This is a genomic window from Bradyrhizobium sp. BLXBL-03, assembly GCF_051853015.1.
In the GTDB taxonomy this organism is placed as follows: domain Bacteria; phylum Pseudomonadota; class Alphaproteobacteria; order Rhizobiales; family Xanthobacteraceae; genus Bradyrhizobium; species Bradyrhizobium manausense.
In genome coordinates this window covers 891,912-909,661 of record NZ_CP182470.1, presented here as the reverse complement: position 1 = coordinate 909,661, position 17,750 = coordinate 891,912, and the positions used below count along the sequence as shown (strand labels likewise).

The following is a 17,750-nucleotide window of genomic DNA, read 5'->3' as shown; positions in this document are numbered from 1 at the left end:
AAAACCGAATTTCGGTAAAGTGGAATATTTTTGCGAAAGGGGATTGACGGGGTTTGGTAGAAAGCGGGGTGTTTTGCCCGGCGGGTTGGTCCTCCCGGATTGCGCTTCGCTGCATCCGGGCTACGAACACGATGGGCTTCGCTGCGCTCTACCCATCCCACTCACCGCGTGTTCGACCGCCCAAGTAAGGTTAATTGTTCCTTTCGATTGTCGGTAAAATTTTATCTATTATCCTCCCGGCCATTCAAGACGAACCAGGGGCTTCCGACAGTGTTTGCGTTTTGCCTGATCGTGACTGGGACTGCGTTACTTCTCGCCGGCCTGGTGGCCTTCGGCCTTCATAGAAATTCGCTGCATTCATTGGCGTTGCTGTAGCCGCTTAGGGAGCCATCCCGCAGGATGAGGCGACATGCGTAGCCCGGATGGAGCGCAAGCGTAATCCGGGGTCATCGGGCGCAGACACATACGTCCCGGATTGCGCTTCGCTCCATCCGGGCTACGACTCCTTGGCGTTGCCGTAACAGCGAGCTGCTTCGCAGATTGCGAAAGCCATCAGGTTTAGCAAGGGCTCAACCATCCTACGCACTACCCTCGCTCTCCACGGGATCAGCGAGCAACGCAGGCAGATCGCCCATGCGGTGAAAGACGTCGTCGCAGATCGCGGCCAACTCCTGCGCGGCGCCCGGATGACCTCCGGCAAAACCCAGGACTTTCATTCCCGCGGCCTTTGCTGCGCGGGCTCCGGCCAACGAATCCTCAACGACGACGCAGGCCGAGGGATGAGCACCCATCGTTTGCGCGGCATGCAGGAACAGGCCGGGATCCGGCTTCCACGAGCCGACCTCGTAGGCACTGAAAATGCGGCCCTGGAAGTGCGCAAGAAGCCGCGTCAATCCGAGCGCATGCGTGAGCTTCGACATCGGCCCGTTGGACGCCACGCAGACCGGAACTTTGATCTCAGCCAGCGCGTCATGAATTCCTTCGACGGGCTTCAGTTCGGCATCAAAGGCGAGCGCCATTGCCTGTCGAACGTCGGCAACGAAAGTCTCCCGGACGCCGCGGCCGAGACGACGCTCGATCTCGCTCACGCAATCGGCCATCTTCACCCCCCGGAATGACCGGATGGCGTCCTCGACGCTGATCGCGACGCCCTCCTCGGCTGCGACCCGGGCGAAGACCGTGAGGGCGATGACCTCGCTGTCGACCAGAACGCCGTCAGAATCGAAAATAATGAGCTCGGGAGTTAAGCGTATATTCATCTCGCGGAGGTGTCCTCATCGCCCAATTGACGCCTCGTGATGCGATTGTCGGCGCGCCTTAGCCGCCGGCACAGCTCGCGATTGATGTTTTGCAGGACGATGACATAGGCGTGGATGTCGGCCTTGTAGCAGGCGTAGAGCTTTTGCGCTGAAAGCTCGTACAGCACGGTCTCGCTCTCCGCAACCACCGTGGCGGAACGGTTCTGCATTTCGATCAGCGTCATCTCGCCGAAGAAATCACCACGCTCCAGGACGGAGATCGGAATGGCGCCTCCCGAATCCGCCCGTTTGCTGACCGCTAGCCGGCCCGACTTGACGATGAACATCGAGCGGCCCTGCTCCCCCTCCGCCACCACGGTCGCGCCGGCATCGAAGCGGCATTCCACCAGCATCGAGATCAGCAGGTCGAGACTCGCATCGGTGAGACCGCCGAAGAACGGCGTCGCGAGCAGGAACGCTTTCAGATCGGGAGAGCTGGCCGTCATGGCGCGAGGATAAGTCTCCTCATCAGATGCGGCAAGATGGCAGCGGCTACGAACTCAACTCACCGCCGCGCAGCACCGGCTTTCGCTCGCATCGGTGAGGCCGCCGAAGCGACGTAGCCCGGATGGAGCGGAGCGCAATCCGGGGCCGTCAGCCGCGGATACAGTGATCCCGGATTACGCTTACGCTCCATCCGGGCTACGAACTCAATTCGCCGCCGCGCGGCACCGGCTTTCGCTTGCATCGGTGAGGCCGCCGAAGCGACGTAGCCCGGATGGAGCGGAGCGCAATCCGGGGCCGTCAGCCGCGGATACAGTGGTCCCGGATTACGCTTCGCTCCATCCGGGCTACGAACTCAATTCGCCGCCGCGCAGCGCCCGCTTTCGCGCGTCGGTGAGACCGCCGAAGCGACGTAGCCCGGATGGAGCGGAGCGCAATCCGGGGCTCTCGGCTGCGGATACAATGGTCCCGGATTACGCTTCGCTCCATCCGGGCTACGAACTCAACTCACCGCCGCGCAGCGCCCGCTTTCGCTCGCATCGGTGAGGCCGCCGAAGCGGCGTAGCCCGGATGGAGCGGAGCGCAATCCGGGGCTCTCGGCTGCGGATACAATGGTCCCGGATTACGCTTCGCTCCATCCGGGCTACGAACTCAACTCACCGCCGCGCAGCGCCCGCTTTCGCTCGCATCGGTGAGGCCGCCGAAGCGGCGTAGCCCGGATGGAGCGGAGCGTAATCCGGGGCCGTCAGCCGCGGATACAGTGATCCCGGATTACGCTTCGCTCCATCCGGGCTACGAACTCAACTCGCCGCCGCGCAGCACCCGCTTTCGCTCGCGTCGGTGAGACCGACGAAGCGGCGTAGCCCGGATGGAGCGGAGCGCAATCCGGGGCCGTCAGCCGCGGATACAGTGGTCCCGGATTATGCTTCGCTCCATCCGGGCTACGAACTCAACTCACCGCCGCGTCGGTGAGGCCGCCGAAGCGGCGTAGCCCGGATGGAGCGGAGCGCAATCCGGGGCCGTCAGCCGCGGATACGGTGATCCCGGATTACGCTTACGCTCCATCCGGGCTACGAACTCAATTCGCCGCCGCGCAGCGCCCGCTTTCGCTCGCATCGGTGAGGCCGCCGAAGCGACGTAGCCCGGATGGAGCGGAGCGCAATCCGGGGCCGTCAGCCGCGGATACAGTGGTCCCGGATTACGCTTACGCTCCATCCGGGCTACGAACTCAGCTCACCGCCGCGTCGGTGAGACCGCCGAAGCGACGTAGCCCGGATGGAGCGGAGCGCAATCCGGGGCCGTCAGCCGCGGATACAGTGGTCCCGGATTACGCTTCGCTCCATCCGGGCTACGAACTCAATTCGCCGCCGCGCAGCACCCGCTTTCGCCACAAGGCGACCATGACCTTGCCGGTTGCCGCGAGCACGAGCGCACACAGCGCCGCCTTCGAGATGGTCTCCATCGTCCCCTCGATCAGCAGGCAATGGACCACGCCGCACACGACGATGACGATCGCGAGCGGGATATGGACGATGCGCCAGGTTCGCAGCCGCAGGCCCAGCCGCCGACGCAAGCCCGCCAGCAGCGCAACGGCGAAGATCGCCCACATGGCGATCACGCCAAAGGGAGAGAATGGCGTCGGCGACGAGAAAGTCAGCGCGTCGATCATGTCGGGCGGGCTGGTGAACCAGAGGCCGCCGACGTGGATCACCACCGCGAAGGCCAGCACGCCGCCGATCCAGTGATGGACGCGCCGGTTGCGATACGCCGACAGTCCCGGCAGAACTCCGCCGATCAGCAGCGGCTGGACCAGCACCAGGGCGAGGGCGATGATCCCCGCGAAGCCGGCGAGGATGTAGACCGGGCCGCGCCAAGCGAGCTGCTCGCTCGTCGCGGCGAGTGCGATCGGCACGCCGATGGCCACAGCGAGGGCGGGCCAGATCAGAAATCTTCCGCCCTTCACCTGCAACCCGGTCAGGCCGGCTGAAGCACGAAGTGCGCCTCGAGGCTGGTGTCCTTTGCGCTGCGCATGATCGGCCGCAGGAAGACGGTCTTGAACTCGCCGCTGTCATAGGCGAGGTGACCATGCGGCTGGCCGAAGATCGGAATGATCTGCGGCATTTCGAGCCGGAAGGCTCCGTCCTTGTCGGTGAGCGTGGCGCCGTGGCTCTGCGGCTCGTGCTCCTGTCCTTCGACCGTGTGCGCCCAGATCTGGATACGCTGCCCGGCGAGCGGTGCGCCATCGCCGGCGCGGCGCACGGTGCCGCTCATCCAGAAGCCGCCCTTGCCGATGCGCTCCACGATCGGCGCGCCCTTGCGGTAGTTGTTGGCGCCGCCGGTCATCGACTCCGTCGGCGCGAGGCCTTCCGCGCGGGCAGGCAGCAGCCCGGATGTGCCGGCGGCCAGGACGCCCGACGCCAGCACGGAGCCGCCGCCGATGAGCAGGTTGCGGCGGTTGAGTACGACAAGGGTCATGTCTGTCCTCCTGGCAACGGTGGCGCGGCACAGAGGGTACACCAACAGGCACGAAACGCCCAGCTGAGACGACGGGCGTCATGGGCCGCCATAACAGGGTTGTGAAGGAGGCTCTACCCATCCCGCGCCGCGACACTACATGTCGCTCTCTCAGACGCGCGGTTCCCACACTTCGGTAGTCCCCCATGATCCCCTTCTCTGTGCTCGACCTCGCGCCCATCAAGCAGGGTTCCGACGCCGCGCAGGCGTTTCGCAATTCGCTCGATCTGGCGCAGCACGCCGAACAATGGGGCTTCAAGCGGTTCTGGCTCGCCGAGCATCACAACATGACGGGGATTGCCAGCGCGGCGACCTCTGTGGTGATCGCTCACGTCGCGGGTGGCACGAAAACGATCCGCGTCGGCTCCGGCGGGGTGATGTTGCCGAACCATTCGCCGCTGGTCATCGCCGAGCAGTTCGGCACGCTGGAATCGCTTTATCCCGGCCGGATCGATCTTGGCCTCGGCCGCGCGCCGGGCACCGACCAGCTCACCGCGCGGGCGATGCGGCGCGAACATGCGACGGCGGCCGAAAACTTTCCGCATGACGTGCTGGAATTGCAGGCGCTGCTCGGCGACCCCAAGCCGAACCAGGTGATCCGCGCCGTGCCTGGCATGGGCACCAAGGTGCCGCTGTGGATCCTCGGCTCCAGCATGTTCGGCGCCCAGCTCGCGGCCATGCTCGGGCTGCCGTTCGCGTTCGCCTCGCATTTCGCGCCGCAGATGCTGATGCCGGCGCTGCGCGAATATCGCGCGCGGTTCGAGCCGTCGGCGCAGCTCGAAAAACCCTATGCCATCGTCGCCGTGAACGTGTTCGCTGCCGACAGCGATGCCGAGGCGCAGCGGATGTTCAGCTCGCTGCAGCAGCAGTTCATCAATTTGCGCCGCGGCACGCCCGGACCTCTGCCGCCGCCGGTGGACGACATGGATGCGCTGTGGTCGCCGGCCGAGAAAGCCGGCGTCGCGCAGTCGCTGGCGATTTCCGCCGTCGGCTCGCCCGCGGTGGTCGAGGAGAAGCTGAAGGCGCTGATCGCCGACACCGCGGCGGACGAGTTGATCACCACCGGGCAGATCTACGATCACGCCGCACGGCTGCGCTCGTTCGAGATCGCGGCCGAAGTGCGGGACCGGATTGCGAGGCAGCCGGCAGTGTGAGGGGCACTTCGCCTCTCCCCGTTCGCGGGGCGAGGGAGCGCACCGCCGGTGCGGCGCTGTCGACGGGCTAACGCGCGACGTCATTTTGTGGCACAACGGCCGCCATCGCCGACCGACCTTTGAGGCCACCCATGCCCGCGCCAAAACCGCCTGCCTTCGAGACCCTGAGCCTGCATGCGGGCCAGCATCCGGATCCCGCGACCGGCGCCCGTGCGGTGCCGATCTACCAGACCACGTCCTACGTGTTCCAGGACTCCGACCATGCGGCGGCGCTGTTCAATCTGGAGCGCGCCGGCCACATCTACACGCGCATCTCCAACCCGACCACCGGCGTGCTGGAAGAACGGCTTGCCGCCCTGGAAGGTGGTGTCGGCGCGATCTGTACCGCGAGCGGCATGGCGGCGATGCATCTCGCCATCGCGACGCTGCTGAACGCCGGCGACCACATCGTGGCGTCGAGCTCGCTCTATGGCGGCACCATCAACCTTTTGGCGTATACGCTGCCGCGCTTCGGCATCACCACGAGTTTCGTGAAGCCGCGCGATCTCGACGCGTTCCGCTCCGCGATCAAACCGAACACCAAGCTCGTGATCGGCGAGACCATCGGCAATCCCGGCCTCGAAGTTCTGGACATTCCCAAGGTCGCGGCAATCGCGCATGAGGCCAAGATCCCGCTGCTGATCGACAACACCTTTGCCACGCCCTATCTCAGCCGCCCGATCGAGCTAGGGGCCGACATCGTCATGCATTCGGCCACCAAATGGATCGGCGGCCATGGCATCGCGATCGGCGGCGCCATCGTCGACGGCGGCCGCTTTGACTGGCGGGCATCAGGCAAATTCGGCGTGCTGACCGAGCCCTATGGCGGCTATCACGGCATCGTCTTCGACGAGCAGTTCGGCACCGCGGCCTTCATCATGCGCGCGCGCACGGAAGGATTGCGCGATTTCGGCGCCTGCCTGTCGCCGACCAACGCGTTCCAGCTGCTGCAGGGCGTCGAGACGCTGGGCGTGCGCATGGACCGCCACATGCAGAATACGCTATCCGTGCTGGAGGCGCTGAAGTCCAACAAGGCCGTCGACTGGGTGCTGCATCCTGCGCTGGAGAATCACCCGGACTATCAGCTCGCCAAGACGCTGCTGCCGCGCGGCGCCGGCTCGATCATCTCCTTCGGCATCAAGGGCGGCCGGGCTGCGGGCCGCAAGTTCATCGAAAGCTTGCGCATGATCAGCCATCTCGCCAATGTCGGCGACGCCAAGACGCTGGTGATCCACCCGGCCTCGACCACACATCAGCAGATGGACGCCGAGCAGCTCAGAGCTGCCGGCATCGGCGAGGAGCTGGTGCGGCTCTCGGTCGGCATCGAGAGTGCCTCCGACATCATCGACGATCTTGCGCAGGCGCTGCGCATCTCGCAGAAGGTTTGACACCATGAAGCTTTCCGTTAACGGCGCCGAAATATTTGCCGCGACCGGCGGCCGCGAATTCGACAAATCCCTGCCGACGGTGGTCTTCCTGCATGGCGCCGGCTTCGACCATTCGACCTGGGCACTGCATACGCGCTGGTTCGCCCATCACGGTTTTGGTGTGCTGGCGCCTGACCTGCCCGGTCACGGCCGCTCGGCGGGACCCTCGCTCGGAAGCATTGCTGACATGGCCGACTGGACCGCGGCGCTGCTCGATGCGGCGGGAGCTGCGAAAGCGCATCTGATCGGCCACTCCATGGGATCGCTGATCTCGCTGGAGACGGCCGCGCGTCATCCCGACAAGGTCTCGGCGCTGAGCCTGATCGGAACGGCGGCGACCATGATTGTTGGGCCAGACCTGCTCAAGGCCGCCGAGGCCAATTCGCAGGATGCCAACGACATGGTCTCGATCTGGGGTCTCGGCTTCAAGGCCGAGCTCGGCGGCAGCCTCGCGCCGGGCCTGTGGATGCATGGCGGCGCGCAGGCTGTGCTGCAAGCTTGCGAGCCGGGCGTGCTGTTCAGGGATTTGTCGGCCTGCAATGCTTATGCGAACGCGCTTGCCGCGGCCGCGACCGTCAAGGTTCCGACCACGCTGATTCTTGGCGAGCGGGACATGATGACCCCCGCCAAGGCAGGCAAGGCGCTTGCAGCGGCAATCCCGCATGCGAAGACCGTCGTCGTGCCGGGTGCGGGCCATATGATCATGGCGGAGCGTCCGGATGAGCTGCTCGCGGCATTGAAAGGCTGATCGGATCAATTGCCGCGTCGGCGCGTTGCTGTCGAACATCCCTGCGATCCAAAAAGGGAACTCGACGCATGCCAAGACAGGAAATCATTCGCAAAGCCAAGCAGGACAAGCGCGCCGGCAAATCGGCCAGCACGCAGGCCGGCGAATTCGTCAAGGACGAGATCGACAAGATCAGGAAAGGCAAGCACGGCGCACGCTCGACGAAGCAGGCCATAGCCATCGGCCTGTCCGAGGCGCGCCGCGCCGGGGTTGATCTGCCGCCGCCGCGCAAAGGCGCAAAGAAGTCGACGCGCAGAAGCGCAAAATATGCCTACGAGGTCGGTCAGGGCAAACGCACGCCGAAGCGCCGGCCGAAAGTGTCGCGCGCCGTCGAGAAGGTCCTGAAGAAGGAGCCACGCTCGACCGCATCGCGGAGCGCGCTTTCGAAGCAGGGCAAGAGCGCCGCGAACCGGCGGTCCGCTGCGTCCCGCTCGGCGGCTGCGCGCAAAGCGAGCCGAACCAAGGGCGCCAAGGTCCGCTCCGCCGCCGCAAGGAAGGCGGCGCGCACCAGGGCGCGCCGCCGCAGTTGATCCGCCTCAGGAGCCCGGCGTCCACTTCCAGACGATGTCGAAAACGGTGACCGGCTTCGGAATCAGGCCGAGCTTGGCAAAACGGTCGGCTACGGCCTGCTGGGTTGCGATCACCTCCGCATCAAGCGGCACGACTCGGAAGTTGGAGCGATGCACGAAACGCCTAACGGCCTCGATATCGACGCCGGTTGCCTCGGACTGTGCCCTGGCGACCTCCTCGTGGTGCTCGTTGGCCCAGACGCCTTCGGAAGCGAAGGTCGTGTTGAGCTTCGCGACCAGCGATGGGTATTTTTGGACGAAATCCGAGTTCGCGATGTAGAACGCGTTCGGCTTGTGCACGTCCTTGTCGAAAGCGATGACGCGCGCGTTCTCCTTCAATTCGGCGAGCGCCAGATACGGATCCCAGATCGACCAGGCATCGACCGAGCCCTTGACGAAGGCCGCGGTCGCGTCGGCCGGCGCGAGCGGCGCCGGCGTGATGTCGGACCAGGACAGGCCGGCCTTTTCGAGCGCGGCGACCAGCAGATTATGCGCGCTCGATCCCTTGCCGAAGGCGACGCGCTTGCCCTTGAGATCGGCCAGCGTCTTGATGGCCGAGTCTTTCGGCACGATGATCGCCTGGGTGTTGCCTTCTGATTTCACCGCAGCGACGTAGCGGATCCTGGCGCCGCCGGCCTGCGCGAAGATCGGCGGCGCATCGCCGACATAACCGAAATCGACGCTGCCGACATTGATGGCTTCCAGCAGCGGTGGACCGAACTGGAAGTCGATCCACTTGATCTCGATGCCGAGCGGCTTGAAGGCGTTCTCCAGCGTCTGGCGCTGGCGCACGGCGGGGAAGAAACCGCCCTTCTGCGTGCCGATGCGGATTTCCGCCGGCTTGTCCTCGGCGCGCACGGGCGAACCCGCCGCACTTGCCAGCAACAGAGCGCCGGCGATGATGTGTCGTCGCGTGATCATTTGCAAAGTCCTTTCGGTCTGCTGGTGCTCAGATTGAGACAAGATGCCGGCGCTCCGCGAACACGGCGCGTGCGGCGCGTTCGGCATCCCGGGCCGAGCGGAACTGGCGGCCCTCGAGGCGGTCGAACAGGCGTTCTGAGGAGAAGAAGCGGAAACCGCGCTCGTCGCTGGCGATGATGCCGGCGGTGCGGTCGTGAACTTCGATGATATAGGCTTTGGGCATGGCTGCTCGTTCGCCGGACGGGTCGGCGTTCCTGTCAAGAGATTGCGAATCGGGATTTTTTGGCTCGGCGATCAGCAGCAACAACAGGCGCCGGTCGCGGCCGAGACGCAGCGACGCATCATGCGCTTGCGCATGTCGCTTCTCACTCGCTGGTCATTCGATGTCATCCGGCAGCCTTCGGCTCGACGATGCAGTTTCGATGTTTCGAATATCGAGGGATTGACCCGATCGGTCAATGAAATGGCTATCCATATTTGCCGCGGTCGCGTGCGCGCGCTTCTCTGCGCACAAGCCGCCGCAGCCGAAATCATCTCGCGATGATGTCAACGCGCAGGGGTCCATAGCGTGGTACCGTTGCCCGCCGTCGTGGTCGCCGCCGATGTCTCGCAGAATTCGTGGAGAGAGCTCACCACATCGTCGCGGCGGCGCGCTCCGGCCAGAGGCGGTCATACTCCGCGCCGCCGACCTTGTTCTCGCTCATCTCGGCAAGGATCTGCCCCGGCGTCGGCAAGGTCTTCGGGTCGACGCGCTTGTCGGGATTCCAGAGGTCTGCGCGGACGATGGCGCGGGCGCATTGAAAGTAGATCTCGTCCACATGCATCACCATGACGCTGCGCGGCGCCTTGCCTTCAACCTTGAACGAAGAGAGCAGCTCCGGATCAACAGAGAGATGCGCGCGGCCGTTGGCACGGACGGCGTTGCCGGAGCCGGGGATCAGGAACATCAGCGACACGCGGGGGTCACGCACGATGTTGCGCAAGGAATCGATCCGGTTGTTGCCGCGACGATCCGGCAGCATCAGCGTCTTGGGATCGTGGATACGAACGAAGCCGGGAAGATCGCCGCGCGGCGAGCAGTCGATGCCTTCGGGGCCGATGGTGGCGAGAGCCGCGAACGGCGCCTTCTCGATAAAGATGCGGTAGAGCGGAGTGACATGATCGGCGACTTTCACGGTCGAGGCGTCGTTGGTGGCGCCGTAGATGGCCTCTAGCTCCTCGACCGTCTTGATCACCGTCATTCCATTTTCTCCAGTTCTGCCAGCTATTCGCGCCAGCCTTCATTCCTGATCACGCGCACGAGCTGGCGGCTGTGATCATCGGCACTGCCGGCGTTGAAGATGGTAACATCAGCCTGCGCCGCCATGTCATCGACGTTGCGCGCGAGCCGGTCGGCGATGCTGCCGTCGCTGTTCCGCGCCCGCGCGGCGAGCCGCCGCGCCAGCAGGTCCGGCGGCGCCGTGATCGCGACCACGACGACATTGGCATAGGCCTGGCGCAAGGCTGATATCGCGGTGCGTGAGACATTGACGACGACGGCGCGCCCGGCGCGGATGTCGTCGTTGATCTCCAGCGGCAGCGCATAGGAATGCCCGTGCGCGTCCCAATGCACGGCGAAATCGCCGTGCTCGCGCGCGCGGGCGAATTCGTCCGGGCTCATTGCGATATTGTCCTCGTCGGCCGAGGCGGCACGCGTCACGACACGCCGCGGGAAGACGATATCGTGATCATCGGCGCAGGCTGCCTGCGCCAGCCGCAACAGCGTGTCCTTGCCGGCGCCGCTCGGCCCGACCACGAGCACGAGGCGGCCGGGGCCAATCGCCGCCGCCTTGCCCTGCACCGTGGCCGTGGTCTCGCTCATGCGACGCGGCCCCCTTCGCGCCAGACGCTGCGCACCACGGGAACGCTGCCGGCGACATGGACGCGGATCAGATCGGCCCGCTTGCCGATTGCGATCTCGCCGCGGTCGGTGAGGCCGACCGCATCAGCCGGCGCCTTGGTCACGGTGCGCACCGCCGCCGGCAGGCTGATCGACGGCGCATGCGCGGGCAATTGCAGCGCGCCCATCAAGAGGCTGGACGGGATGTAGTCGGACGACAGGATATCGAGCAGGCCTTCACGGGCAAGATCGACCGCGGCGATGTTGCCGGAATGCGAGCCGCCGCGCACCACGTTGGGCGCGCCCATCAGGATGTCGATGCCGGCCTGGTGCAGGCCGCGCGCGGCCTCGAGCGTGGTCGGGAATTCCGCCACCGCGACGCCGTCACGCACGGCGTCGGCGACGTTTTCCTCGGTGGTGTCGTCATGGCTCGCCAGCGGAATCCTGTACTGATGCGCCAGCGCCACGATCTCGCGCATGTTGGCCGCGGCGTATTTCTTCTGATAATCGAAACGCCTTGCGAACAGCTCGTCGAGCTCGGCGTCGGTCATGCCCCCGCCCTTGCCGCGATAATAGTCGCGCAGCTTCACTTCATCGCGGAACTGGCGCTGGCCGGGAGTATGGTCCATCAGCGACATCAGCTTGACGTCGGGCCGGTCGATCAGCTCCCTGGCTTCCTCGACCACGCTCGGCATCGGGATTTCGCAGCGCAGATGCAGGAAGTGGTCGGCGCGCAGCAGGTTCGAGTCGCGCGCGGTCGTGATGGCCGCAGCGAGCACGCCGGCGCGGCCATCGACCTCCTCGGCGCCGTCCTCGCGCCAGACACGGAGCGAGTCGAACACGGTGGTGATGCCTGAGGTCGCAAGCTGGCCGTCATAGGAGATCACGGCCGCGACGGGATTCCAGAATACCTTTGGGCGCGGCACGTAATGCGCTTCGAGATGATCGGTGTGCAGCTCGATCAGGCCGGGCATGATCAGATCGCCGCCGGCATCCTCCGCACCCGCGGGCGCCCTGCCCTCACCGATCCCGGCGATGCGTCCGTCGGCAAGCGCAAGCCAGCCCTGTTCGATCACCCGGTCCGCCAGCACGATCCTGGCGTTGGCAATCACTGTGTCCTTCGGCTTCATTTCCATGTCCTTCAGGCCGCGGCGGCAAAGCTGGTGACGTCGACGATGCGGTCGGCAATCAAATGCCTGACTTCGTCGTCATGGACAATGGCGACCATGGCCACGCCCTGGCGCTTCTTCTCGGCGACCAGCGCGACCACCACAGCGCGGTTGGCAGCGTCGAGCGAAGCGGTCGGCTCGTCCAGCAGCAGGATCGGCAGGTCCGAGATGAAGCCGCGCGCGATGTTGACGCGCTGCTGCTCGCCGCCGGAGAAAGTCGCGGGCGGCAGCTGCCAGAGCCTTTCAGGAATGTTGAGGCGATGCAGCAGCTCACCGGCGCGCGCTTGCGCATCGGCGCGAGTCACGCCGCCTGCGATCAGCGGCTCGGCGACGACGTCGATAGTGGCCACACGCGGCACAGCGCGCAGGAACTGGCTGACATAGCCGATGGTGGCGCGGCGGACGTTGAGCACTTGCCGTGGCTCGGCGGTGGCGAGATCGATCACCTCGCCGCGATGGCGGATGCCGATGCGACCGGAATCGCAGCGGTAATTGCCGAAGATCATCTTCAGGATCGAGGATTTGCCGGCGCCTGACGGTCCGGACAGCACGACACACTCGCCCGGCTGGACCTGAAAGGTCACGCCGCGCACGACAGGCAGCTCGATGCCGCCTTGCAGGTGCATCCTAAAGGTCTTGCCGGCGTCGGCGATGTCGATCATGGCGGTCATCGGAGAGCTCATGGCGGCAGAATCGAGGAGACGAGGAGCTGGGTATAGGGCTCACGCGGATCGTCGAGCACCTGGTCGGTGAGACCTGTCTCGATGAGGCGGCCGCCCTTCATCACCATCACGCGATGCGAGAGGAGACGCGCCACCGCGAGATCATGGGTGACGATGACGACCGCGAGATGCAATTCGGCGACGAGATTGCGCAGGAGATCGAGCAGGCGCGCCTGCACGGAGACATCCAGACCGCCGGTCGGCTCATCCATGAACACCAGCCGCGGCCCGGTGACGAGGTTGCGCGCGATCTGGAGGCGCTGGCGCATGCCGCCGGAATAGGTCCGCGGCGCATCGTCGATACGCGCGACGTCGATCTCGACCCGGGTGAGCCAATCGGAAGCACTTTCGCGAATCCGGCTATAATGGTTCCAGCCCACGGCCATCAATCGCTCGCCGACATTGGCGCCGGCCGAGACCGCCATGCGCAGGCCCTGCGCGGGGTCCTGATGCACAAAGCCCCAATCGGTGCGGAACAAGAGGCGACGCTCGGCCTCGCCGAGCGAGGCGAGATCGCGGGTGACGCCGTCGCGCATCCGATAGGATACCTGCCCGTCGCTCGCCGCGAGCTGGCCCGACAGCATTTGCAGCAATGTCGACTTGCCGGAGCCGGATTCGCCGACGATCGCCAGCACCTCGCCCGGATAGAGCGCGAACGACACGTCACGGCAGGCGGCGATGCGGCCGTAGGACTTGCTGAGGGAGTTTGCGATCAGCAATGGCTGATCGGCTTCCTGAATATCCTGATCAGCCATTGGATGCCTCCGGCGCCTTGTCCTTGTAGGGTGCGGCGCTCAGGGCACCGTGATGGCCGGCAGCCTGACGGCCCTCGCAATAGTCGGTGTCGGAGCAGACGAACATGCGGCTGCCCTTGTCGTCGGTGACAATCTCGTCGAGATAAGAGTCTTCGGTGCCGCACAGCGCGCAGGGCGCGTTGAAACGATACGGCTCGAACGGATGATCCTCGAAATCGAGCGACACCACCTGAGTGTAAGGCGGGATCGCGTAGATGCGCTTCTCGCGGCCGGCGCCGAACAATTGCAAGGCCGGGCAATTGTCCATCTTGGGATTGTCGAATTTCGGCGTCGGCGACGGGTCCATCACATAGCGCGCGTTCACCTTGACCGGATAGGCATAGGCGGTCGCGATGTGGCCGAAGCGGGCGATGTCCTCATAAAGCTTCACATGCATAAGGCCATATTCGGCGAGCGCGTGCATGCGGCGGGTCTCGGTCTCGCGCGGCTCGAGGAAGCGCAGCGGCTCCGGGATCGGCACCTGATAGACCAGCACCTGCTTTTCGTGCAGCGCGGTCTCCGGGATGCGGTGACGGGTCTGGATTACGGTCGCCTCGTCGGTCGACGTCGTGGTGGCGACGCCCGCGGTCTTGGCGAAGAATTTGCGGATCGAGATCGCGTTGGTGGTGTCGTCCGAGCCCTGGTCGATCACCTTCAGCACGTCCCTAGGGCCCAGGATCGCGGCGGTCACCTGCACGCCCCCGGTGCCCCAGCCATAGGGCATCGGCATTTCACGGCTGGCGAACGGCACCTGATAGCCGGGGATCGCGATCGCTTTCAGGATGGCGCGGCGGATCATCCGCTTGGTTTGTTCGTCCAGATAAGCGAAGTTGTAGGCAGGCGCGTTCATTCCGCGGCCTCCTTCATGGCACCGGGAGTATTGGCTTCGGCCGAAGCTTCGGCAAATTCCTTGCGCAGCTTGCGCAGGAGGCCAAGCTCGGACTGGAAGTCGACGTAATGCGGCAGCTTCAGATGCTCGACGAATCCGGTCGCCTGCACGTTGTCCGAATGCGACAACACGAATTCTTCATCTTGCGCCGGGGCGAGGGCTTCTTCTCCGAGCTCGCGGGCACGCAGCGCCCGATCGACCAGCGCCATTGACATGGTCTTGCGCTCACTTTGGCCGAAGCCGAGGCCATAGCCGCGGGTGAAGCACGGCGCTTCGGTTGCCGAGCCCTTGAACTGGTTGACCATCTGGCACTCGGTCAGTTCGATCGAACCAAGCGGCACGGCGAAGCCGACGTCCTCAGCTGTGAATTCGACCTCGACCTCGCCGAAGCGGATCTCGCCGGCGAAGGGGTGATTGCGGCCGTACCCGCGTTGGGTGGAATAGCCCATCGCCAGCAGAAAACCTTCATCGCCGCGGGCGAGATTTTGCAGGCGCAAATCGCGGTCAGCCGGGAAGTTCAGCGGCTCCCGCGTGAGATCGCCGACGCTGGCGCCGTCTTCGGCCTGTGGCGATGATTCGATCAGTCCGTCGCGGCCGAGAATGTCGGTCACGCGCGGCGTCGGCGCCGTTGAGGCTTCGGCCACGGCCGGCGCTTCCGGCACAAAACCCTGGGCGAGCGAGGGATCGAGCAGGCGATGCGTGTAGTCGAAGGTCGGCCCGAGGATCTGGCCGCCCGGAATGTCCTTGAAGGTGGAGGACACCCGCCGCTGCACCCGCATCGCGCCGGTGTCGACCGGCTCGCTGGCGCCGAAGCGCGGCAGGGTGGCGCGGAAGGCACGGACCAGGAAGATCGCCTCGATCAGATCGCCGCGCGCCTGCTTGATCGCGAGCGCCGCGAGCTCGCGGTCATAGAGCGAGCCCTCGCTCATGACGCGATCGACGGCGAGGCCAAGCTGTTCGGAGATCTGGTCGAGCGAGATTTCCGCAACGTTTTGGTCGCCGCGCCTGGCATTGGCGAGCAGGCGATGGGCGTTCTCGATGGCGCGTTCGCCGCCTTTGACTGCGACATACATGCCTCTAGCCTCCCTTGCTCACGACGCGCGTGGTGCGCGGAATCGCGACCACGGCATCCTCGGCGACCAGCACCACGTCGATGCCGCGCGGAAACAGCGTCTCGTTGAAGCGCAGCTGCTCGAACAGGTCGAACGGCTTGAACGACGCCTCAAGCGTCGCGACGCCGTCGATGCCGGGACCGCGCAGCTCGACGTTTTGGCCTGCGCCCAGGCTCTCGACCTGAATGATCACGGTGGTTGAACGATCCGGATATTCGTTGGTGCCGAGCGCGAACCGCGTAAGATTGGGCAGCAACACGCCGTCGCTGATCAGCGCGAAGGCTGCGATCGACGAATCCTGCACCACCGGCGCGCCGGTGTGAAACTTGAGCCATTTCAGGACCTCGGTGCTCTCGGCCATGCGCGCATCGAGCCAGAGCGGCGTGTCGTGATCGAACAGCGTCAGCGCGATCGCGGCCGTGCCGCGCATCATCGTATCGGGCGTTCCCGCCATCGGCACGATGCGCTGGACCGTGCCGGGCCGTGCCATCGCGTCCATGACCGAGCGAAAGGTCGATTGCGCCGACAACACCTTGTCGGCGAATCCCGGCGGCAGTTCCGCAATCGTTGTCATGGCCTCATCCCTCACCGCGCACCATGGTGTAGAAATCAACCTTGGTCGCAGCCGTCTGTTCGGCCTGCTGCTTGCGTCTGACCATAAGCTGCTCGCGCAACGGAGCGATTACGTCGCGCTCGACGGCGACGCCGAAATCGCGTGACTGCACCAGCGCGTCGCACAGCGCGATCAGCCGTGCCTTCTCACTGTTGCGCCCGAGCGTGTAGCCGAAGCCGACCTCGCCGCTGGCAAGCCGCACCGCAGCGCGCGACACGGTCGCCTCACCGAGATTGAACGGCGCGCCATCGCCGCCGACCCGGCCGCGCAGCATCACCAGACCGTTCTCCGGTTCGCGCAGATCCTGATGGACGGGCAAAGCAATCGTGCGGAGGCGAGCGGCGATCTCGCCCGCCTCCGCGTGCGCCAGCACGGCCATGGCGGCCTTGCGCTGGGCTTGCTGGGTATTGTGCTGGGTCACCGAATCCACCGGCCTTCCACAAAACTTGCCGAATTGAAGTTGTCTATGATAATAGACAACTTCATACGGAAACGCCATGACTGTTTCGTGACAAGCGTGTGATTTTAGGGCTAGGCTGATCGCCGACATGAGTATGCAGGACACCGCTTCCTCCGGCGTCGCGCTGTGGCGCCTCGTTGCCGACGGCATCGAGCGCGGCATCGCCGACGGCCGCTTTGCCGCCGGCGACAAATTGCCGGGCGAGATGGAGATCGCCGAAACCTATCGCGTCAACCGCCACACCGTGCGGCGCGCGCTCGCAGCCCTTGCCGAACGCGGTATCGTGCGCGCCGAGCGCGGCAGCGGAACCTATGTCGAGGCGCAGAAGCTCGCCTATCCCTTGCGCTCGCGCACGCGCTTCTCGGAGATCGTCGGCGCCGAAGGCCGCGAGCCGCATGGCCGGCTGATCGAGGCGTCAGAGGATGCCGCAACGCGCGAGCTTGCAGGGGAACTGGGCGTGAAATCAGGCGCGCCGCTGGTGCGGATCGAGGCGATCCGCCTCGCCGACCGCACGCCGATCTGCGTCTCCACCACCTGGTTGTCGGCCGAGCGATTTCCGGGCGCCGGCGCGGTGTTCTCGGCCACGCGCTCGATGACGAAGATGCTCGAGCATTACGGGATCCGCGACTACCGCCGCGGCGCCACCCGGATCACCGCCGGCATCGTCGATGCGACCGATGCCGCGCGGCTCGATCTGCCGCTGGGACGGCCGATCCTGGTGGTCGACGCGACGGACCTCGATCTCGAGGGCAAGCCGCTGGTGACGAAGCATTCGCGCTTTGCCGCAGAGCGGGTGGAGTTTTTGGTGGAGCCGTAGGGGAGCTCGCTCTCTCCACGAAAACGGAGCCGTAGGACCTCCTACCCTTCGTCAAGGGTGGGAGTCCCTGACAGATAACCATAGCACCGTGCTCGACGCTATCCAGGACGCTTCGCGCCGGCTTTGCCGGTGCCTATGGCAT

At 65.3% G+C, this 17,750-nt stretch carries 20 protein-coding genes; 5 read left to right on the top strand and 15 right to left on the bottom strand.

The genetic code is table 11. From position 1 onward, the window contains the following. Nucleotides 1–578 precede the first annotated feature (578 nt). The 4 genes from ACNJX9_RS04325 to ACNJX9_RS04310 all read right to left on the bottom strand — a co-directional run bounded on the left by ACNJX9_RS04325 (nucleotide 579) and on the right by ACNJX9_RS04310 (nucleotide 4,217). The gene (locus ACNJX9_RS04325; RefSeq protein ID WP_439407921.1) at nucleotides 579–1,259 is read right to left on the bottom strand and encodes an HAD-IA family hydrolase; all 681 of its coding nucleotides are present in this window, start codon (nucleotides 1,257–1,259) and stop codon (nucleotides 579–581) included. Continuing rightward, nucleotides 1,256–1,744 carry a Crp/Fnr family transcriptional regulator gene (locus ACNJX9_RS04320; RefSeq protein WP_057759805.1) on the bottom strand — a complete coding sequence of 163 codons (489 nt, stop codon included), beginning with the start codon at nucleotides 1,742–1,744 and terminating at the stop codon, nucleotides 1,256–1,258. Before ACNJX9_RS04320 ends, ACNJX9_RS04325 begins: the two co-directional genes overlap by 4 nt. A 1,346-nt stretch (nucleotides 1,745–3,090) precedes the next feature. Next, nucleotides 3,091–3,705: a ferric reductase-like transmembrane domain-containing protein gene (locus tag ACNJX9_RS04315; RefSeq protein WP_439407920.1), complete on the bottom strand. Its 615-nt coding sequence runs from the start codon at nucleotides 3,703–3,705 to the stop codon at nucleotides 3,091–3,093. A gap of 11 nt (nucleotides 3,706–3,716) precedes the next feature. Continuing rightward, nucleotides 3,717–4,217 carry a Twin-arginine translocation pathway signal gene (locus ACNJX9_RS04310; RefSeq protein ID WP_439407919.1) on the bottom strand — a complete coding sequence of 167 codons (501 nt, stop codon included), beginning with the start codon at nucleotides 4,215–4,217 and terminating at the stop codon, nucleotides 3,717–3,719. 185 nt (nucleotides 4,218–4,402) lie between these two features. Between ACNJX9_RS04310 and ACNJX9_RS04305 the strand changes: the two genes are divergently transcribed. From ACNJX9_RS04305 to ACNJX9_RS04290, 4 genes are all read left to right on the top strand, one after another. After that, on the top strand, nucleotides 4,403–5,410 hold the full coding sequence (locus ACNJX9_RS04305) for an LLM class flavin-dependent oxidoreductase (protein WP_439407918.1): 1,008 nt from the start codon (nucleotides 4,403–4,405) through the stop codon (nucleotides 5,408–5,410). A 131-nt stretch (nucleotides 5,411–5,541) separates the two neighbouring features. Beyond that, on the top strand, nucleotides 5,542–6,837 hold the full coding sequence (locus ACNJX9_RS04300) for an O-acetylhomoserine aminocarboxypropyltransferase (RefSeq protein ID WP_439407917.1): 1,296 nt from the start codon (nucleotides 5,542–5,544) through the stop codon (nucleotides 6,835–6,837). Between the two features lie 4 nt (nucleotides 6,838–6,841). Further along, a complete protein-coding gene (locus ACNJX9_RS04295; RefSeq protein ID WP_439407916.1) occupies nucleotides 6,842–7,624 on the top strand; it encodes an alpha/beta fold hydrolase in 783 nt (260 codons plus the stop codon). Between the two features lie 68 nt (nucleotides 7,625–7,692). Continuing rightward, nucleotides 7,693–8,193, top strand: coding sequence for a DUF6496 domain-containing protein (locus ACNJX9_RS04290; protein WP_057759822.1), 501 nt, complete (start codon nucleotides 7,693–7,695; stop codon nucleotides 8,191–8,193). Between the two features lie 6 nt (nucleotides 8,194–8,199). Here the strand turns inward: ACNJX9_RS04290 and ACNJX9_RS04285 are convergent, their stop codons facing one another. The 11 genes from ACNJX9_RS04285 to phnG form a co-directional block, all read right to left on the bottom strand. Then, nucleotides 8,200–9,153 carry an aliphatic sulfonate ABC transporter substrate-binding protein gene (locus ACNJX9_RS04285; RefSeq protein ID WP_439407914.1) on the bottom strand — a complete coding sequence of 318 codons (954 nt, stop codon included), beginning with the start codon at nucleotides 9,151–9,153 and terminating at the stop codon, nucleotides 8,200–8,202. 28 nt (nucleotides 9,154–9,181) lie between these two features. Further along, nucleotides 9,182–9,376, bottom strand: a complete 195-nt coding sequence (locus tag ACNJX9_RS04280; protein ID WP_057759971.1) for a hypothetical protein — start codon at nucleotides 9,374–9,376, stop codon at nucleotides 9,182–9,184. 406 nt (nucleotides 9,377–9,782) lie between these two features. Beyond that, nucleotides 9,783–10,394: a pyridoxamine 5'-phosphate oxidase family protein gene (locus tag ACNJX9_RS04275; protein ID WP_057759826.1), complete on the bottom strand. Its 612-nt coding sequence runs from the start codon at nucleotides 10,392–10,394 to the stop codon at nucleotides 9,783–9,785. A gap of 23 nt (nucleotides 10,395–10,417) precedes the next feature. Further along, nucleotides 10,418–11,014, bottom strand: coding sequence for a phosphonate metabolism protein/1,5-bisphosphokinase (PRPP-forming) PhnN (gene phnN, locus ACNJX9_RS04270; RefSeq protein WP_439407913.1), 597 nt, complete (start codon nucleotides 11,012–11,014; stop codon nucleotides 10,418–10,420). Continuing rightward, a complete protein-coding gene (locus ACNJX9_RS04265; RefSeq protein ID WP_057759833.1) occupies nucleotides 11,011–12,168 on the bottom strand; it encodes an alpha-D-ribose 1-methylphosphonate 5-triphosphate diphosphatase in 1,158 nt (385 codons plus the stop codon). Before ACNJX9_RS04265 ends, phnN begins: the two co-directional genes overlap by 4 nt. A 5-nt stretch (nucleotides 12,169–12,173) precedes the next feature. After that, nucleotides 12,174–12,872: a phosphonate C-P lyase system protein PhnL gene (gene phnL / locus ACNJX9_RS04260; RefSeq protein WP_439407912.1), complete on the bottom strand. Its 699-nt coding sequence runs from the start codon at nucleotides 12,870–12,872 to the stop codon at nucleotides 12,174–12,176. An 8-nt stretch (nucleotides 12,873–12,880) separates the two neighbouring features. Continuing rightward, entirely contained in the window at nucleotides 12,881–13,678 is a 798-nt protein-coding gene (phnK, locus tag ACNJX9_RS04255; protein WP_439407911.1) for a phosphonate C-P lyase system protein PhnK, read from the bottom strand. Then, nucleotides 13,671–14,567, bottom strand: coding sequence for an alpha-D-ribose 1-methylphosphonate 5-phosphate C-P-lyase PhnJ (locus tag ACNJX9_RS04250; RefSeq protein WP_439407910.1), 897 nt, complete (start codon nucleotides 14,565–14,567; stop codon nucleotides 13,671–13,673). Before ACNJX9_RS04250 ends, phnK begins: the two co-directional genes overlap by 8 nt. Next, a complete protein-coding gene (locus ACNJX9_RS04245; protein ID WP_439407909.1) occupies nucleotides 14,564–15,679 on the bottom strand; it encodes a carbon-phosphorus lyase complex subunit PhnI in 1,116 nt (371 codons plus the stop codon). Before ACNJX9_RS04245 ends, ACNJX9_RS04250 begins: the two co-directional genes overlap by 4 nt. Nucleotides 15,680–15,683: 4 nt before the next feature. Further along, nucleotides 15,684–16,292, bottom strand: coding sequence for a phosphonate C-P lyase system protein PhnH (gene phnH, locus ACNJX9_RS04240; RefSeq protein ID WP_439407908.1), 609 nt, complete (start codon nucleotides 16,290–16,292; stop codon nucleotides 15,684–15,686). A gap of 4 nt (nucleotides 16,293–16,296) precedes the next feature. After that, nucleotides 16,297–16,761, bottom strand: a complete 465-nt coding sequence (gene phnG, locus ACNJX9_RS04235) for a phosphonate C-P lyase system protein PhnG (RefSeq protein ID WP_439410006.1) — start codon at nucleotides 16,759–16,761, stop codon at nucleotides 16,297–16,299. A gap of 118 nt (nucleotides 16,762–16,879) precedes the next feature. Between phnG and phnF the strand changes: the two genes are divergently transcribed. After that, nucleotides 16,880–17,608 (top strand): phosphonate metabolism transcriptional regulator PhnF, encoded by a 729-nt coding sequence (phnF, locus tag ACNJX9_RS04230; protein ID WP_439407907.1) that lies wholly within the window; start codon nucleotides 16,880–16,882, stop codon nucleotides 17,606–17,608. The last annotated feature ends 142 nt before the right edge of the window (nucleotides 17,609–17,750 follow it).

Excerpts from the sequence above, each read along its gene's own strand:
- ACNJX9_RS04295 (WP_439407916.1), top strand. The coding sequence starts at position 6,842 with ATGAAGCTTTCCGTTAACGGCGCCGAAATATTTGCCGCGACCGGCGGC.
- ACNJX9_RS04305 (WP_439407918.1), top strand. The coding sequence starts at position 4,403 with ATGATCCCCTTCTCTGTGCTCGACCTCGCGCCCATCAAGCAGGGTTCC.
- phnK (WP_439407911.1), bottom strand. The coding sequence starts at position 13,678 with ATGGCTGATCAGGATATTCAGGAAGCCGATCAGCCATTGCTGATCGCA.
- phnN (WP_439407913.1), bottom strand. The coding sequence starts at position 11,014 with ATGAGCGAGACCACGGCCACGGTGCAGGGCAAGGCGGCGGCGATTGGC.
- ACNJX9_RS04290 (WP_057759822.1), top strand. The coding sequence starts at position 7,693 with ATGCCAAGACAGGAAATCATTCGCAAAGCCAAGCAGGACAAGCGCGCC.
- phnH (WP_439407908.1), bottom strand. The coding sequence starts at position 16,292 with ATGACAACGATTGCGGAACTGCCGCCGGGATTCGCCGACAAGGTGTTG.
- ACNJX9_RS04325 (WP_439407921.1), bottom strand. The coding sequence starts at position 1,259 with ATGAATATACGCTTAACTCCCGAGCTCATTATTTTCGATTCTGACGGC.
- ACNJX9_RS04300 (WP_439407917.1), top strand. The coding sequence starts at position 5,542 with ATGCCCGCGCCAAAACCGCCTGCCTTCGAGACCCTGAGCCTGCATGCG.
- ACNJX9_RS04275 (WP_057759826.1), bottom strand. The coding sequence starts at position 10,394 with ATGACGGTGATCAAGACGGTCGAGGAGCTAGAGGCCATCTACGGCGCC.
- phnF (WP_439407907.1), top strand. The coding sequence starts at position 16,880 with ATGAGTATGCAGGACACCGCTTCCTCCGGCGTCGCGCTGTGGCGCCTC.
- ACNJX9_RS04320 (WP_057759805.1), bottom strand. The coding sequence starts at position 1,744 with ATGACGGCCAGCTCTCCCGATCTGAAAGCGTTCCTGCTCGCGACGCCG.
- ACNJX9_RS04280 (WP_057759971.1), bottom strand. The coding sequence starts at position 9,376 with ATGCCCAAAGCCTATATCATCGAAGTTCACGACCGCACCGCCGGCATC.
- phnL (WP_439407912.1), bottom strand. The coding sequence starts at position 12,872 with ATGACCGCCATGATCGACATCGCCGACGCCGGCAAGACCTTTAGGATG.
- ACNJX9_RS04250 (WP_439407910.1), bottom strand. The coding sequence starts at position 14,567 with ATGAACGCGCCTGCCTACAACTTCGCTTATCTGGACGAACAAACCAAG.
- ACNJX9_RS04285 (WP_439407914.1), bottom strand. The coding sequence starts at position 9,153 with ATGATCACGCGACGACACATCATCGCCGGCGCTCTGTTGCTGGCAAGT.
- ACNJX9_RS04265 (WP_057759833.1), bottom strand. The coding sequence starts at position 12,168 with ATGGAAATGAAGCCGAAGGACACAGTGATTGCCAACGCCAGGATCGTG.
- ACNJX9_RS04310 (WP_439407919.1), bottom strand. The coding sequence starts at position 4,217 with ATGACCCTTGTCGTACTCAACCGCCGCAACCTGCTCATCGGCGGCGGC.
- ACNJX9_RS04245 (WP_439407909.1), bottom strand. The coding sequence starts at position 15,679 with ATGTATGTCGCAGTCAAAGGCGGCGAACGCGCCATCGAGAACGCCCAT.